The organism is Bacillus sp. TH22 (assembly GCF_016651015.1).
Classification (GTDB): Bacteria; Bacillota; Bacilli; order Bacillales; family Bacillaceae_G; genus Bacillus_A; species Bacillus_A mycoides.
Map to the genome: position 1 here is coordinate 4,309,792 of NZ_JAEKER010000001.1, position 12,518 is coordinate 4,322,309.

Sequence of the window (12,518 nt, forward strand, 5' to 3'; positions counted from 1 at the left end):
GGCTCGTTTCCACCTTGTCACGTTATTCTTTCTGGTGTATCATTTTATTGATTGCTTCGTACGGAATAAGCAAAATGAAATTGGATGGAGGAAACCGATGCCTACCCCTAGTATGGAAGATTATATTGAACAAATTTATTTGTTGATTGATGAAAAGGGTTATGCCCGTGTATCTGATATTGCTGAAGCGCTTAGTGTACATCCATCCTCTGTAACAAAAATGGTACAAAAATTAGACAAAGACGAATATCTAATTTATGAAAAATATAGAGGGCTTGTATTAACATCAAAAGGTAAAAAAATCGGAGAACGTCTCGTATATCGTCATGAATTGTTAGAACAGTTTATGCGCATTATCGGTGTGGATGAAAGCAAAATTTATAATGATGTAGAAGGAATTGAACATCATTTAAGTTGGGAATCAATTGACCGTATCGGTGATTTAGTACAATACTTTGAACAAGATGAAGTTCGAGTAGAAACACTTCGTGGTGTTCAAAAAGCAAATGAAGAGAAAAGTAATTAAGGGGAACGTGTGGCGTTTCCTTTTTTATTTCAATCGAAAAGGACGGGAGAATAATGAAAGCAATTATTTTTGATTTTGATGGATTAATTGTGGACACAGAAACAATATGGTTTCACTCTTTCAGAGATGCTGTTCGTGAATACGGCGGCGAGTTACCTTTAGAGGAATTTGCAAAATGTATTGGAACGACAGATGAAGTGCTTTATGCATATTTAAAAGAGCAATTAAAAGAAAAATTTAACGAGCATGCATTAAAGGGAAAAGTAACAACTTTACATAAAGAGAAAATGAAAATACCAAAAGCGCGTGACGGGGTAAAAGAATATTTAGAAGAAGCGAAAGAACTTGGATTGAAAATCGCATTAGCCTCTAGTTCATCTAGGGAGTGGGTCGTTCATTTTTTAGAAGAGCTACAAATTAGAGATTATTTTGAAGTGATTAAAACGCGAGAAGATGTAGAGAAGGTAAAACCAGATCCAGCTCTTTATAAAGTTGCGATAGAAGAATTAGGAATTGAACCATCAGAAGCTGTTGTATTTGAAGATTCATTAAATGGATTGAAAGCAGCGGTGGCAGCAGGATTAAAGTGTGTCGTCGTACCTAATGATGTGACAAGAAATTTGCAATTTGAAAACCATCACCTTCGTATCGACAGTATGAAAGAGAAAAGTTTGAAAGAAGTGCTTCAACATATAAAGTGAAACTTTAATCAGTAAGATTTTTCGCATCTTCCACTGATTATTAGCCCCGCACCAACTGGGATAAAAAAAGACCGTATTTCCTAAAAGGAAGCACGGTCTTTCTTTTTGTTTTTTTTACCTTCAATGACAGTTAAATGAGATTGTTTTCTTTTTCTTTTCAACGATGGAGAATTACCCTTTTTCCCCTTGTCATCAGAAGCATTTCGTTTCAAGAAAGAATTGCTTAGGGGTGCTACATTTTGTTTCCCGTGTTTGCGGTTCGATTGTTTCGCTGCACGCTTATATGAGCTTTGCGAATTTGCAGAACCACTAGAGTTTGTAAACATTTTGTAGAGTAAGTAAAAGATACCGACGACAGCTAACATGATACCAATGTTTTTCAATACTTCCATTGGATTTGTAATAACAGATGAAACAAGGCCGAATATTGCTAATCCGATAATAAGCACAAATATAGCGAATGTAAACGAACGACCGTTCATAAGGGACACCTCCTAAAAACATATATTAAAATTAGTATATTAACGATGAGGAAAGGAGTTGAACACCATTTTTAAATAATTATTGTTTGTTTTCTAAACGTAATAATTCTTCAAACGATGCGATTGCAACTTCCGCTTGATCATCTGTTGGTTCTTTCGTTGTTAATAGTTGCAGCCATAATCCTGGATATCCAAGTACTCGTAAAACAGGGACATCTCGTAATCGATTGGTAAATTGTAATACTTCAAAAGAAATACCGAGAACAACTGGAATTAATAAAATTCGGTTTACTACCCTTGCCCAAAGCGGATCTGTAGGGACGAGGAAATAGACAAACATTCCAATAATGACTGTAAATATAATAAAGCTACTGCCACAGCGATAATGGAGGCGAGTTTGCTTTTGAACATTTTCTACAGTCAGTGGAAGATTATTCTCATAAGCATTGATTACTTTATGTTCCGCACCGTGGTACTGAAATACCCGCTTAATAAGTGGGGTTAAAGAAATGAAGTATATATAGCTCAATAATAGCATGAGCTTAATGACACTTTCGACAATGATTTGCCCTGTATGAGATGGGAAAATCGGTCTCGTTAATTCAGCTAAAAGTGCAGGAACTGCTGTGAAAATTACTTTACCGAATATGAACGATAAAACACCAACTGCTGCAACTCCTAATACCATCGTTAATTTTGATTGTTCTTCTTTTTTATTTGCAAGTTGTTCATCTTCTTCTGGGTGGACATCAAATCGTTCTGAAGCAAAGTTTAAATGTTTCGCTCCATTCGCACTTGCATCCACAATAGCGGCAATACCTCGTAAAAATGGAATTTTCTTTAGTAGAGACAATGCTTTATTACGAACGCGTGGTAAACGATAAAATTCAATCGATTTATCTTTACGACGAACCGCTGTAACAGTATATTCTCTACCGCCAAACATAACTCCTTCTATGACTGCCTGCCCGCCATATATTTGTTTTGACTCTTCTGCCATGTTAACACCAACCTGTATTTGTTTCTCTCTTATGTAGAAAAAGAGGCAATTGTCATACTTGGTTTTGTCATCTTGAAATAAGACAATCACCGAGTTTCCTTTATTTTATCGACAAATACAGGCAGATGACAAGGGAAAATGTTACGAGAGTCGGACATTTCTTATTCTTTTTATAGACAAATTTTGCAGGATTTAAACATGCCTCAAAATAGTTTCGGGCATACTAGTGAGCGGAGGTGTCAATGTGAATCAAGAACAATCAACAATAAGAAACTTTGTACAAATTGGTTTATTTGGTGGCTTATTTTGGGGAGGTATATGGTATTTCCTTCATATATTCTCATTTACAGAAGCTGGACCTAACTATTTACTTTTACCGTTTGCATTTGGAGATTGGAAAGAAGGGGTTTGGGGAAATGTACTAGGTATCGTTTGTATGGGACTTCTTTCAATTTTAGTGGCATTTCTCTATAAAGCCCTTTTTAAAAAGTTTGAAGGAGTATTCCCTGGCGTACTATACGGTTTGTTTTGGTGGGCATTATTATTTTTGGGGATGGGGCTAATGGCACCTGTTATTAAAAGTGCACTCCATTTACCGAAAGAAACAATTGTAACGACAATATGTATCTTTATATTATATGGTGTTTTTATTTCGTATTCTGTAGCATTCGAATCGAATAATACAAATAGAGGAGAAGGGGTCGAGAAGACAAACTATTCAAATAAGTGATTCCTATGTTAAAATGTCGTATAGACATTTTTTAATATTAAGGAGTTTTAAGAAAATGAAAAAGTTACTCCTCGTAAATGGTCCTAACCTAAATCGCCTTGGCGTTAGGGAAGTAAATGTATACGGAAAAGGAACGTTAGCGACGCTTGAAACAGATATGAAACACGAAGCAGAGAAAATGGGAGTGGAGTTAGAATGTTTCCAATCGAATCATGAAGGTGCTATTATCGATCGTCTTCATGAGGCTGAACATATATATGAAGGGATCATTTTAAATCCTGGAGCATTTACGCATTATAGCTATGCGATTCGAGATGCTATAGCAAGTGTTTCGATTCCAGTTATTGAAGTACATATTTCTAACATTCATCAGCGTGAGTCGTTTCGTCATGAATCTGTGACAGCGGCTGTTTGTGCGGGACAAATTGTTGGATTTGGTTTTTATGGTTATAAGCTAGCGTTATTTGCATTAATGGAGAAATTGAGGGAGGCATAAAGTAATGGAAAAGATCGAGAGATTAAGAAGTGCGTTTGATGAGGCTGGTATTGACGGTATCGTATTAACGAATGAACATAGCCGTAGATATATGGCGAATTTCACAGGAACAGCTGGTGTTGTACTGATTTCAAAAGAGCGTGCTCTATTTATTACAGATTTCCGTTATGTAGAGCAAGCTAGTAAGCAAGCGGTTGGATACGAAATAGTGCAGCATGCAGGATTAATTCTTGATGAAGTTGCGAAACAAGTTAAAGAACTTGGAATTCAAAAGCTAGGATTTGAGCAAGATACTCTTACATATAGCTCTTACGTAACGCATAATGAAGCGATCGAAGCTGAATTCATCCCAACTTCTGGGCTTGTAGAAAAGTTACGCTTGATAAAGACTGATTCAGAGATTAAGATATTAAAGGAAGCTGCACAGATTGCAGATGCTGCCTTTGAGCATATTCTATCATTCATTCGCCCGGGAGTATCTGAAATTGAAGTGTCAAATGAACTTGAATTTTTCATGAGAAAACAAGGAGCAACATCTTCTTCGTTTGATATTATCGTTGCTTCAGGTCTTCGTTCGGCATTACCGCACGGCGTGGCATCTGAAAAAGTGATAGAAAAAGGAGATTTCGTCACATTAGACTTCGGTGCTTATTACAAAGGATATTGCTCTGATATTACTCGTACGATTGCAGTCGGTGAACCATCTGATAAATTAAAAGAAATTTATAATATCGTTTTAGAAGCACAACTACGTGGTGTGAACGGTATTAAAGCTGGTTTAACGGGTCGTGAGGCTGATGCATTAACGCGTGATTACATAACGGAAAAAGGATATGGTGAATACTTCGGACACTCTACTGGTCATGGAATCGGTCTTGAAATCCATGAAGCACCAGGTTTAGCGTTCCGTTCTGATACAGTACTTGAACCAGGTATGGCTGTAACAGTAGAACCAGGTATTTATATTCCAGGTGTTGGCGGGGTACGTATTGAAGATGATATCATTGTAACAAGTGAAGGCAATGAAGTAATAACGAAATCACCAAAAGAACTTATTATTTTGTAATACACAGGAGGATTTTTTTACATGATTTCAGTAAACGATTTTCGTACAGGTTTAACAATTTCAGTGGACAATGCCCTTTGGCAAGTAATGGATTTCCAACACGTAAAGCCAGGTAAAGGTGCTGCATTCGTTCGCTCTAAACTACGTAACCTTCGCACAGGATCTGTTCAAGAGAAAACATTCCGTGCAGGTGAAAAAGTAGAAAAAGCACACATCGAAAACCGTCGTATGCAATACTTATACGCGAGCGGTGAGTCTCACGTATTTATGGATAACGAAACTTATGAGCAAATCGAACTTGGCGAAAACCAAATCGAGCGCGAATTAAAATTCTTAAAAGAAAACATGGGAGTATCTATTATGACATACCAAGATGAAGTACTTGGTGTTGAACTTCCGAACACAGTTGAATTAACAGTGTCAGAAACAGAACCTGGTATTAAAGGTGACACAGCTTCTAACGTAACAAAACCAGCTAAATTAGAAACTGGTCTTGTTGTACAAGTACCAATCTTCATTAACGAAGGCGAAATGCTTATCATCAACACTGGTGAAGGTAAATACGTTTCTCGTGCATAGTAGAAAAGCACTCGTGATTATCACGAGTGCTTTTTTTATAGGAAATAGGGCAGATAGTAAATTGCAGTTATAACAAAACTAACTGTGACGAGTGAAAGGGTACCCATAATATATGGAGTCAAAACAATTTGAAACGGGCGTATTTCACCAGTTTCAATACCGGTAAAAGTTTTATTCGTTACATGATCCATATTGTTATTTCTAAAGTTACTCATAATAATTAACCACATAATTGCAAATATTGCTAGACTGCCAAGGAAAAAGCTCTCCAAAAATGACCAGCCGACCATTTTTGAAAAAAGATAAATAATAGCTAATTCTACTACAATTGTTAAACTAATTTTTAATGCTTTCATATTTTTCCCCCTCATTTTGTACGTCCAGCCAATTTGAAAAATTCTTGCGTGATACGACATGTAGTGAGCAAGGTGACTTTACTTCTTTCTCAAGTGCAGCGTGTACGTCTGGAAATTGTTTTTCCACATGTAATGAAATGTAAGATAGTTTCTCTTGTGCTTTTAAAGAGCGAATGTTATTCGTTTTAGCACCGGCGAATACGTATGTGAGTTGTAAGTCTAAGAAAGCAACTTTAAAGATTTCTTTTTTAGCGGCCTCGTTATATCCTTTTCCCCAGTATGAATAGCCGATCCAACTGCCAATGTGAGATTGCTTTTTCTCATAATTAATATGTTTAAGTGTGGTGAGGCCAATTATTTCATTTTCTTCATTTACAATCACTCTTGATAAGGAGTGCTTTTTTCGTTCCTCTTCAATTGCAAAAAGAATGAATGTTTTTGTATCTTCCACTGATTCTACTTTTAGCCCTAATGCATTTTTTACATGTGGATTGCTTGATAGCTCAAAAATCACATTTGCATATCGTAAATCGAGCGGTAATAAAGTAACTTGCTTCATCATCTATGCTCCTTTTCTATTAAATATACCATAAATTAATTAGAATATTCAGTTTTAGGTTAAGTCGATAGAGAAAAATTATGTTTTTACTTCTGAAATAGACAACCTCTGCATATGGTTGTACAAATATATTCTTTTTCAGAATAAGGAAGTAGTAACTGTTATGGGAGAAGGTGGGAGAATGAAACAGTGGCTAGCGGCAATGGAAACATCCGTGCTTGTTATGGGATTACTTCGGTTGTTTTCAGGAAGCGCGGAAATATTCGCCGCTCTGCTTATGCTTTACGTGAATGATGCGAAGAAAGCATTGTTTATAAATGGTATGTTGGCGTTTGTTGGACCGACCGTATTAATTTTAACAATGACAATTGGCATAGCGAGTGTAGCAAGTGAGATTTCTTTCTTGAAACTCTTTTTTCTAGCGCTTGGAATTGGCTGCATTTTTATCGCGTTGTTGAAATAGTAAGTCGAGTATAGTGGGGAGAAGCTTATGAAAGAAGTATTAGAAGTTTTACCGAAAGCGATGAGACAGTTAGTTGAAGGCTGTAAACAATACGATACTCTAGAGGAAATTCGCGTTCGAATTGGAAGGCCACTAGAGTGTATCGCACATGGAGAAGTGTTTTTCTATGACTATATCGCTACAGCGGAAGATGCAATCCATTTATTGAATAAATTAAGTCAATTCTCAATTTATACGATGGAAGAGGAATTGAAACGTGGATATGTGACACTACGAGGAGGACATAGAATTGGCCTAGCTGGAAAAGTCATTACAGAAAAAAGCGCAGTGAAAATGATTCGAGATGTCTCTTCTTTTAATATTCGTATTGCCCGTCAAAAAATAGGGATTGCTGAGCCGCTTCTGCCATATCTTTATGAATCGCGATGGTTAAACACGATGGTAATTGGCCCACCGCAAACGGGGAAAACAACACTTTTAAGAGATGTAGCACGCTGTATGAGTCAAGGTGTAAGTGCTTCGAAAATTCCTTCATGTAAAGTGGGGATTGTTGATGAACGATCAGAAATTGCGGGCTGTGTGAAAGGAATCCCGCAATATGACTTTGGCGTGCGAGTAGATGTATTAGACGCTTGTCCAAAAGCTGAAGGAATGATGATGATGATTCGTTCTATGAGCCCAGACATATTAATCGTAGATGAAATTGGACGTAAAGAAGATAGTGAAGCGATTATGGAGGCGGTACATGCAGGTGTTCAGCTTTTTATAAGTGCACATGGATTTTCTTATGATGATGTTGTGAAACGTCCATCGTTACAGGCGGTGCTGGAACTTGGTGTATTTGATAGGTTTGTGGAATTATCAAAAGCGAGAGGGCCAGGAACAGTTATGCAAGTGAAAGATAGAGATGGAAAACCAGTATTATCCCATAGAAAGGTTCAAGGCGTATGGTGAAAATATTTGGTGCGGTATTAATAGTTGCTGTTAGCACTTTTTTCGGATTTTCATACGCTAAAAGGTACAGTGAGAGACCGCGGCAACTTAGGTTATTGAAGGCAGCATTGCAATCATTAGAAGCTGAAATTATGTATGGACACACGCCGTTATCTGAGGCTGCAGAGCGTTTAGTTAAACAAATGCCGAAGCCGTTAAATTGGATATTTCAAAGCTTTTCGAAACGGCTAGAGGACGGGGAGCAAACAGTTAGAGAAGCTTGGATTGATAGTTTGAAGGAGAACTGGACGTTAACGGCGTTTAAACAAACCGAGTATGAAATCTTACAACAATTTGGTGAAACACTTGGACAACATGATCGTGAATCACAGCAAAAACATATTCGCTTATGTATTACACATTTGGAGAGAGAAGAAGGAGAAGCGAAAGCATTACAACTACAATATGAAAAAATGATAAAGAGTTTAGGGGTACTAGCAGGGCTACTTATCGTAATTTTACTGCTATAGGGGGGAGAAAGGCGATGTCCATTGATGTTGGATTAATATTTCAAATCGCCGGAATCGGCATTGTTTTAGCTTTCATTCATACTGTACTAAAAGAATTAAAGCGAGAGGATATTGCAAATTGGGTTATCCTTGTCGGTTTTGTCGTTATTTTGTTTCATGTTGCATTTTTAATTAATACTCTATTCGACAAGATTAAAAGTGTCTTTCTCTTCCAGTAAAGGAGGCGGTTCGAATCGAAATTATACAAATTGTCGGATTAGGCCTCGTTGCTACATTTTTAGCTGCTGTTTTAAATCAGCATAAGTCTAGTATTACATCGTTATTTATTGTGTTCATTGGTAGCATGATGTTTCTTCTCTTAATCGATCAAATTCATTCTATTTTACAAATGATTGAGAGAGTGGCGAGTGAAGCGAAGGTTAGCAACGTATATGTAGAAACGTTATTGAAAATTATAGGGATTGCTTATATCGCTGAGTTTGGTGCGCAAATTACAAAGGATGCTGGTCAAGGTGCAATCGCTTCGAAAATTGAATTAGCTGGGAAAATCTTAATTCTCGTCATGGCAATTCCTATTTTGACGGTTGTAATTGAAACAATTCTCGGTTTTTTACCTACGGGATAAGGGGGAGTGAATGTTGAGGAAGTTTGGAGCTAAGCTATTATTTGCTTGCTTCCTTTTCTTTTCTTTACCGATTGTTGTACAAGCTTCTCCTATAGAAACAAACGTCGTTGATCAACAATTGGATAAGCTCGGAATTGAAGATGTGAAGCAATTTTGGGACGGGCTTGTTACAAAGTATGGAGGCTATTTACCAGAGAGTCAAAAAGGAAGCTTTATGGAGTTTGTAAAGGGAGAAAAAGAGTTCTCCATAAAAGAGTGGATGATAGGTCTACTAAAATATTTATTTCATGAGCTTGTTGCAAATGGAAAGTTACTTGGAACGCTCATTATGCTCACGATTTTCAGTGCATTGTTGCAATCGTTGCAATCTGCTTTTTCAAAGAGTAGCGTGAGTAAAATCGCTGATGCAGTCGTATACATGGTACTTATTATTTTCGCTTTAAATAGTTTTTATGTCGTTATGACATATGCAAGAGAGACGATACAAACAATGGTAGATTTTATACTAGCGCTATTACCAATTTTACTTGCACTCGTAGCAACAGGTGGCGGTGTTGTTTCTGTATCATTTTTTCATCCAATCATCATTTTCTTAATGAATACGAGTGGGCTTCTTATGAACTATATCGTTCTACCACTTTTATTACTTGCAACTATATTAAGTATTGTAAGCACGATGAGTGATCAATATAAAGTTACGAAATTGTCCAAGCTTTTGCAAAACGTTAGTGTTGGGATTATTGGTATCTTTTTGACGGTTTTTTTAGGCGTATTATCTGTACAGGGAACAGCGTCAGCCGTTGCTGATGGTATAGCTGTGAAAACGGCTAAATTTGTAACAGGAAATTTCATTCCTGTAGTAGGAAGGATGTTTACTGAGGCGGCGGATACTGTTATTAGTGCATCTGGATTATTAAAAAACACAGTCGGAATTATCGGGCTCGTTATCTTATGCTTAATTGTCGCTTTCCCAGCGATTCAAATTTTTTGTATCGCGTTTATTTATAAATTCGCAGCAGCAGTATTGCAACCGGTAGGCGGAGGAGCAATTATTCAATGTTTAGATATCATTGGACGAAGTATCATTTACGTATTTGCTTGCTTAGCTATCGTATCATTTATGTTCTTTTTAAGTATCACAATTATTATTGCTGCCGGGAACATTACTCTCATGATGCGGTAGGAGGTGAAGAGTATGCAATTTGTTACAGAGTGGATTAGAAATATTATCGTTTTTTTACTCTTAGCGACAATGCTTCATCTTATTCTTCCAAATTCAAATTTGCAAAAGTACGTTAAATTCGTTGTAAGTCTATTGTTAGTCGTATTAATTTTAACGCCTCTATTTAAGTTGTTACAAACAGATGTAAATGAAGTTATCGCAAATTTCAATGAGGAAAAGTACGTAGCAGATGGATCTGTAAAAAATTCGATAGATTCGAAGAAAAAAGAAATACAAGCTCTAACACGTGCATATAGTTTAGAAGAGATGGCTACCAAAATGAAAAAAGACGTAGGAAAAGAGTTTGAGAAAAAGTATGGTATGACAGTCTCTGAAATACAAATAGTAGCAGTGGAACATGCAGAAGAAGTAAAGTCAGCGAAAGATATTCAATCTGTTGTTGTGACGTTGAAAGAAAAAGAACGTAGTAAAAATGATGCAATCGAAACAGTAAAGCCAATTGAAATTAATATGAAAGAACCTCCAAAAAAAATAGAAGAAACGAATGTAGAAATGAAAGATTTCTTTTCAAGCAGGTGGCAACTAGAGGATAAACAAATCCAAGTTCAGATGGAAGGGAGGACAGGTAGCGTAAATGGACAATAAAGATAAAAATTCGAGGTTCTCATTTTTTCGAAACCTATTAAATGGGGATGGAAAAGAAAGTAATGAGAAGGGGAAAAAGGTAACACCTAAGTTTTTGCTTGTCCTACTCATACTTGGGATTGCGCTTATGTTTTCTAGTAATTTCTTATCACCTAAAAAAGAAGAAGTGCCTGTGTTTAAAGAAAAGACAAGTCAAAGCCAAGATAAAGATGTACCAACTTTCGGTCAAAAAAACAATGATAATATGTCAAATGTAGAAAAATACGAAAAAGCGTATGAACAAGAATTGAAAGCTTCTTTAGAAGAGATAGCCGGAGTAAAAGATGTGACTATTAAAGTGAACTTAGATTCATCTGAAGAAAAAATACTCGAGAAAAATACAGTAAAACGTTCACAAACGACAGGTGAAACTGATAAAGCAGGCGGGAAAAGGGAAGTAGAAGACGAGTCTCTTGATGAAAAGACAGTCATTATACGTGAAGGTGATAAAGAAACTCCAATTGTTTTGCGAACAGAGAAACCGAAAGTACGAGGTGTTCTGGTCGTAGCAAAGGGAGTGGATAATATACAAATAAAAGCAATGGTAAAAGAAGCTGTGACGCGATTATTAGATGTACCAGCTCATCGCGTTTCAGTATCACCGAAAAATTGATAGGGAGGAAATAAAGTGTTAAAAAAACAAACGGTTTGGCTATTAACGATGTTAAGTTTAGTGGTTGTACTATCTGTTTATTACGTAACAACTCCTGATAAAATGAATACAGCAGCACCGGCAACGGGTGAAAAGATGGGACAAGAAAAGCAAGGTGTTGATAAAGCAGTTACAAAAGAAACAACGAAAGAAACTACAAATAAAGAGACAACAAAAGAAAATACAAGCAAGGAAACTACAAATAAAGAAACAGACAAGAAAGAGAATGACAAAAAAGAAACAAGTAAAAAAGAGGCTAGCGTAACAGTTCAATCAAGCGATGAGAATTTTACAGCGCTACGTATGCAAATGGAAGATCAGCGTAGTGTAGAGAAAGAAAAGTTACAAAATGTAATGAAGTCATCAAAATCTTCAGCAGAAGAAAAGAGTAAAGCGAAAGATAATCTTGATGCAATCACTACGATGGAAACGAAGCAACAATTACTTGAGACAGTGATTAAATCTCAAGGCGGATATAAGGATGCTCTTGTAAGAGCTGATGGAACAGACATTAAAGTAACAGTTAAATCGGCAAAGCATTCACAAAAAGAAGCGAATAAAATTATTCAGCTCGTAAGAAGTGAAGGTGGTTCAAAAGATGTAGGTGTGAAATTTGATCCATCAGTAAAATAAATTGAAATTATAATAGGTGTTGCTGCTTCAAATTAGATAAAAGAATAATAGAAAAAAGCTATCGTTTTCGATAGCTTTTTTCTATTTCATCTTTGCAGTTGTATTTAGTATTTTCAATTGGAAACGGGGAAATACGCTGTGAGTAAAAGATTAATGGTTCGTGATGATGGTGATTAGTTTTTCCAGATTTGACGTGAATGAAGAGGACCAATGTCCAAATCACTACGGCAGGCAAGAACAGGATGAGCCATATCATATGTCCGCACCTCACTACAATAAATTTGCTACACTTTGAACATACTATTCTTTTATGAAGGAAG

The 12,518-nt window shown here is 36.5% G+C and carries 20 protein-coding genes; 15 read left to right on the forward strand and 5 right to left on the reverse strand.

The features are described from left to right. Positions 1–97: 97 nt before the first annotated feature. Positions 98–526, forward strand: coding sequence for a transcriptional regulator MntR (gene mntR / locus JFU18_RS22010; protein ID WP_001143080.1), 429 nt, complete (start codon positions 98–100; stop codon positions 524–526). 53 nt (positions 527–579) lie between these two features. After that, the gene (locus JFU18_RS22015; RefSeq protein ID WP_201034309.1) at positions 580–1,227 is read left to right on the forward strand and encodes an HAD family hydrolase; all 648 of its coding nucleotides are present in this window, start codon (positions 580–582) and stop codon (positions 1,225–1,227) included. Between the two features lie 80 nt (positions 1,228–1,307). Here the strand turns inward: JFU18_RS22015 and JFU18_RS22020 are convergent, their stop codons facing one another. Further along, positions 1,308–1,709 (reverse strand): SA1362 family protein, encoded by a 402-nt coding sequence (locus tag JFU18_RS22020; protein WP_002015046.1) that lies wholly within the window; start codon positions 1,707–1,709, stop codon positions 1,308–1,310. Positions 1,710–1,788: 79 nt separating this feature from the next. Beyond that, on the reverse strand, positions 1,789–2,709 hold the full coding sequence (locus tag JFU18_RS22025; protein ID WP_002015047.1) for a DUF1385 domain-containing protein: 921 nt from the start codon (positions 2,707–2,709) through the stop codon (positions 1,789–1,791). A 244-nt stretch (positions 2,710–2,953) separates the two neighbouring features. Here JFU18_RS22025 and JFU18_RS22030 point away from each other — a divergent pair, with 244 nt between their 5' ends. The 4 genes from JFU18_RS22030 to efp are packed head-to-tail and all read left to right on the forward strand — an operon-like array spanning position 2,954 to position 5,580. Continuing rightward, complete coding sequence (locus JFU18_RS22030; protein ID WP_002015048.1) at positions 2,954–3,439, forward strand: YqhR family membrane protein; 486 nt, start codon at positions 2,954–2,956, stop codon at positions 3,437–3,439. 55 nt (positions 3,440–3,494) lie between these two features. Beyond that, positions 3,495–3,935: a type II 3-dehydroquinate dehydratase gene (aroQ, locus tag JFU18_RS22035; RefSeq protein WP_002138298.1), complete on the forward strand. Its 441-nt coding sequence runs from the start codon at positions 3,495–3,497 to the stop codon at positions 3,933–3,935. Positions 3,936–3,939: 4 nt separating this feature from the next. Next, the gene (gene pepQ, locus JFU18_RS22040; RefSeq protein ID WP_002015050.1) at positions 3,940–5,001 is read left to right on the forward strand and encodes a Xaa-Pro dipeptidase; all 1,062 of its coding nucleotides are present in this window, start codon (positions 3,940–3,942) and stop codon (positions 4,999–5,001) included. Between the two features lie 21 nt (positions 5,002–5,022). After that, complete coding sequence (gene efp / locus JFU18_RS22045; protein ID WP_002033989.1) at positions 5,023–5,580, forward strand: elongation factor P; 558 nt, start codon at positions 5,023–5,025, stop codon at positions 5,578–5,580. Positions 5,581–5,615: 35 nt separating this feature from the next. On the opposite strand, the gene JFU18_RS22050 is transcribed toward efp, so the two are convergent. Both JFU18_RS22050 and JFU18_RS22055 read right to left on the reverse strand, forming a co-directional pair. Beyond that, on the reverse strand, positions 5,616–5,936 hold the full coding sequence (locus tag JFU18_RS22050) for a hypothetical protein (protein WP_201034308.1): 321 nt from the start codon (positions 5,934–5,936) through the stop codon (positions 5,616–5,618). After that, positions 5,917–6,498 (reverse strand): GNAT family N-acetyltransferase, encoded by a 582-nt coding sequence (locus JFU18_RS22055; protein ID WP_201034307.1) that lies wholly within the window; start codon positions 6,496–6,498, stop codon positions 5,917–5,919. Before JFU18_RS22055 ends, JFU18_RS22050 begins: the two co-directional genes overlap by 20 nt. Before the next feature lie 178 nt (positions 6,499–6,676). Between JFU18_RS22055 and JFU18_RS22060 the strand changes: the two genes are divergently transcribed. The 9 genes from JFU18_RS22060 to JFU18_RS22100 are packed head-to-tail and all read left to right on the forward strand — an operon-like array spanning position 6,677 to position 12,198. Then, positions 6,677–6,958, forward strand: coding sequence for a YqhV family protein (locus tag JFU18_RS22060; protein WP_000816054.1), 282 nt, complete (start codon positions 6,677–6,679; stop codon positions 6,956–6,958). A gap of 27 nt (positions 6,959–6,985) precedes the next feature. Continuing rightward, positions 6,986–7,912 carry a stage III sporulation protein AA gene (gene spoIIIAA, locus JFU18_RS22065; protein ID WP_002143102.1) on the forward strand — a complete coding sequence of 309 codons (927 nt, stop codon included), beginning with the start codon at positions 6,986–6,988 and terminating at the stop codon, positions 7,910–7,912. Continuing rightward, the gene (gene spoIIIAB / locus JFU18_RS22070) at positions 7,906–8,421 is read left to right on the forward strand and encodes a stage III sporulation protein SpoIIIAB (RefSeq protein WP_002088574.1); all 516 of its coding nucleotides are present in this window, start codon (positions 7,906–7,908) and stop codon (positions 8,419–8,421) included. The genes spoIIIAA and spoIIIAB overlap by 7 nt, the downstream gene beginning before the upstream one ends. A 14-nt stretch (positions 8,422–8,435) precedes the next feature. Beyond that, positions 8,436–8,639, forward strand: a complete 204-nt coding sequence (gene spoIIIAC / locus JFU18_RS22075) for a stage III sporulation protein AC (protein WP_000020914.1) — start codon at positions 8,436–8,438, stop codon at positions 8,637–8,639. Between the two features lie 23 nt (positions 8,640–8,662). Beyond that, a complete protein-coding gene (gene spoIIIAD, locus JFU18_RS22080; RefSeq protein ID WP_078172833.1) occupies positions 8,663–9,046 on the forward strand; it encodes a stage III sporulation protein AD in 384 nt (127 codons plus the stop codon). A gap of 10 nt (positions 9,047–9,056) precedes the next feature. Next, positions 9,057–10,229, forward strand: a complete 1,173-nt coding sequence (gene spoIIIAE / locus JFU18_RS22085; RefSeq protein WP_002067101.1) for a stage III sporulation protein AE — start codon at positions 9,057–9,059, stop codon at positions 10,227–10,229. Positions 10,230–10,241: 12 nt separating this feature from the next. Continuing rightward, entirely contained in the window at positions 10,242–10,874 is a 633-nt protein-coding gene (spoIIIAF, locus tag JFU18_RS22090; RefSeq protein ID WP_002015059.1) for a stage III sporulation protein AF, read from the forward strand. Next, the gene (gene spoIIIAG / locus JFU18_RS22095) at positions 10,864–11,526 is read left to right on the forward strand and encodes a stage III sporulation protein AG (protein WP_002088572.1); all 663 of its coding nucleotides are present in this window, start codon (positions 10,864–10,866) and stop codon (positions 11,524–11,526) included. The genes spoIIIAF and spoIIIAG overlap by 11 nt, the downstream gene beginning before the upstream one ends. 15 nt (positions 11,527–11,541) lie before the next feature. Further along, the gene (locus JFU18_RS22100; protein ID WP_002015062.1) at positions 11,542–12,198 is read left to right on the forward strand and encodes a SpoIIIAH-like family protein; all 657 of its coding nucleotides are present in this window, start codon (positions 11,542–11,544) and stop codon (positions 12,196–12,198) included. A gap of 58 nt (positions 12,199–12,256) precedes the next feature. Here JFU18_RS22100 and JFU18_RS22105 read toward each other — a convergent pair whose 3' ends face one another. After that, the gene (locus tag JFU18_RS22105) at positions 12,257–12,454 is read right to left on the reverse strand and encodes a hypothetical protein (RefSeq protein WP_012261697.1); all 198 of its coding nucleotides are present in this window, start codon (positions 12,452–12,454) and stop codon (positions 12,257–12,259) included. Positions 12,455–12,518: the final 64 nt, after the last annotated feature.

What these genes read in the sequence shown, in the direction of transcription:
- mntR (WP_001143080.1), top strand. Translation starts at nt 98, where the DNA reads ATGCCTACCCCTAGTATGGAAGATTATATTGAACAAATTTATTTGTTG.
- JFU18_RS22050 (WP_201034308.1), bottom strand. Translation starts at nt 5,936, where the DNA reads ATGAAAGCATTAAAAATTAGTTTAACAATTGTAGTAGAATTAGCTATT.
- JFU18_RS22025 (WP_002015047.1), bottom strand. Translation starts at nt 2,709, where the DNA reads ATGGCAGAAGAGTCAAAACAAATATATGGCGGGCAGGCAGTCATAGAA.
- spoIIIAG (WP_002088572.1), top strand. Translation starts at nt 10,864, where the DNA reads ATGGACAATAAAGATAAAAATTCGAGGTTCTCATTTTTTCGAAACCTA.
- JFU18_RS22055 (WP_201034307.1), bottom strand. Translation starts at nt 6,498, where the DNA reads ATGATGAAGCAAGTTACTTTATTACCGCTCGATTTACGATATGCAAAT.
- efp (WP_002033989.1), top strand. Translation starts at nt 5,023, where the DNA reads ATGATTTCAGTAAACGATTTTCGTACAGGTTTAACAATTTCAGTGGAC.
- JFU18_RS22020 (WP_002015046.1), bottom strand. Translation starts at nt 1,709, where the DNA reads ATGAACGGTCGTTCGTTTACATTCGCTATATTTGTGCTTATTATCGGA.
- JFU18_RS22060 (WP_000816054.1), top strand. Translation starts at nt 6,677, where the DNA reads ATGAAACAGTGGCTAGCGGCAATGGAAACATCCGTGCTTGTTATGGGA.
- JFU18_RS22105 (WP_012261697.1), bottom strand. Translation starts at nt 12,454, where the DNA reads ATGATATGGCTCATCCTGTTCTTGCCTGCCGTAGTGATTTGGACATTG.
- spoIIIAF (WP_002015059.1), top strand. Translation starts at nt 10,242, where the DNA reads ATGCAATTTGTTACAGAGTGGATTAGAAATATTATCGTTTTTTTACTC.
- spoIIIAB (WP_002088574.1), top strand. Translation starts at nt 7,906, where the DNA reads ATGGTGAAAATATTTGGTGCGGTATTAATAGTTGCTGTTAGCACTTTT.
- spoIIIAC (WP_000020914.1), top strand. Translation starts at nt 8,436, where the DNA reads ATGTCCATTGATGTTGGATTAATATTTCAAATCGCCGGAATCGGCATT.
- spoIIIAA (WP_002143102.1), top strand. Translation starts at nt 6,986, where the DNA reads ATGAAAGAAGTATTAGAAGTTTTACCGAAAGCGATGAGACAGTTAGTT.
- spoIIIAE (WP_002067101.1), top strand. Translation starts at nt 9,057, where the DNA reads ATGTTGAGGAAGTTTGGAGCTAAGCTATTATTTGCTTGCTTCCTTTTC.
- aroQ (WP_002138298.1), top strand. Translation starts at nt 3,495, where the DNA reads ATGAAAAAGTTACTCCTCGTAAATGGTCCTAACCTAAATCGCCTTGGC.
- JFU18_RS22015 (WP_201034309.1), top strand. Translation starts at nt 580, where the DNA reads ATGAAAGCAATTATTTTTGATTTTGATGGATTAATTGTGGACACAGAA.
- pepQ (WP_002015050.1), top strand. Translation starts at nt 3,940, where the DNA reads ATGGAAAAGATCGAGAGATTAAGAAGTGCGTTTGATGAGGCTGGTATT.